Below are 1,657 nucleotides of genomic sequence, written 5' to 3'. Positions count from 1 at the left end.
GAACCGAGGAGTCCTAGATGACGACCACCCTTCGACAGAGCTCAGGGACCGCCCTTCGACAGAGCTCAGGGGGCCGGACGAGCTCAGGGAGCTGTCCGCGGCGAGGAAGACGCCGAACAGGCCGCGGTCGGGGATGGTGCCGCCGGAGGTGACGGCGATGCGCAGGGTGCCGCGGCGGGCGGTGAGCGTGCCGGTGGCGCGGTCGTAGTCGACGCGGGCGGACAGCCCGGCGAACTCGTCGGATGGGTAGCGGCCGGAAATCAGGTCGAGCACGCCGTCGTACACGTCGCGGGTGAGCTCCCGGTAGGGGGCGGCGCGGCGGACGACATCGAACCAGTCGTTGACGTCGACGTCGTCCACTGCGGTGGCGGCGACCGTCTGCTGGGCGAGGATGTCCAGCGGGTTGCGGGGGACGCGCAGGTGCTCGATCTCGCCGGTGAGCATGCGTGCGGTAGCCACGGTGGCGCCGAGGAGATCGGTGCGGTGTTTGGGAAAGACGATGCCTTTGCTGATCTCGCCGACCTGGTGGCCTGCCCGACCGATGCGTTGCAGGCCGGAGGCGACCGACGGCGGGGTCTCCACCTGGATCACCAGGTCCACTGCCCCCATATCGATGCCCAGCTCCAGGGAACTGGTCGCGACCACGCAGCGCAGCAGTCCGGACTTGAGTTGGTCCTCGATCTCGGCGCGCTGCTCTTTGCTCACCGACCCGTGGTGGGCGCGGGCGAGGAGTGGCGGCGCCCCAGCGGCGACGATCCCGACGTTGAACGTCGACGGCATGCCGCCCGGCACCTGGCGGTTGGGTCCGGTGTCGAGCTCGATGCCCGCGCGCTCGGCGGCGATCTGGTTGAGCCGCGCGGTGAGCCGTTCGGCGAGGCGACGGGAGTTGGCGAAGACAATGGTCGAGCGGTTCTGCTCGATCTGGTCGACGATCGCTTCCTCGACGAACGGCCACAGTGAACCGGCCGTTGGGGAAAAGGCGTCGTCGAGGTCGGAATCGCGCGGCGGCACCGGGAGATTAGTCATGTCCGCGACGGGGACGTCGACGCGCAGATCGAAAGTCTTCTGCGCGGGAGGCTGCACCACGGTGGCCGGTGGGGAGCCGGAGAGGAACTGCGCGACCGTGTCCGGCGGTCGGACTGTGGCCGAGAGTCCGATCCGTTGTGCGGGCGTCTCGGTGAGCTGGTCGAGCCGCTCCAGCGAGAGCGCCAGGTGGCTGCCGCGTTTAGTCGGGGCGAGGGCGTGAATCTCGTCGACGATGACGGTCCGGACGTCGCGGAGGGTTTCGCGCGCGGCCGAGGTGAGCATCAGGTACAGCGACTCGGGGGTGGTGATCAGGATGTCCGGCGGGTTGCTGACCAGGGTGCGCCGTACCGCCGCCGGGGTGTCACCCGACCGCACGCCGACCGACACCGAAGGCGCGGGCACGCCGAGTTCGGCGGCGGCGTGGCCAATGCCGACCAGCGGGGCCGACAGATTGCGCTCGACGTCGACCGCCAGCGCTTTGAGTGGGGAGATGTAGAGGACTGTGACGCCCGGTTTCACCGGCCGCGCCGGGGCGGCGCCAGCGGCGAGCTTGTCGATCGCCCACAGGAAGGCGGCGAGCGTTTTACCCGAGCCGGTCGGCGCGATGACCAGGGTGTCTTGTCCGGCGGCG

Annotated in this window: 1 protein-coding gene; it reads right to left on the bottom strand. The window is 69.9% G+C overall.

Annotated elements, in window-relative coordinates:
* Window positions 1–1,657 (bottom strand): DEAD/DEAH box helicase (locus WAW85_RS01875; RefSeq protein WP_422557965.1); only part of this gene is annotated, 1,657 nt, incomplete at both ends.

It is taken from the genome of Gordonia sp. (in: high G+C Gram-positive bacteria) (assembly GCF_049299075.1).
Taxonomy (GTDB): Bacteria; Actinomycetota; Actinomycetes; order Mycobacteriales; family Mycobacteriaceae; genus Gordonia.
Note: the sequence above shows the minus strand (reverse complement) of the source record. Positions and strands in the feature narration are given on the sequence as shown.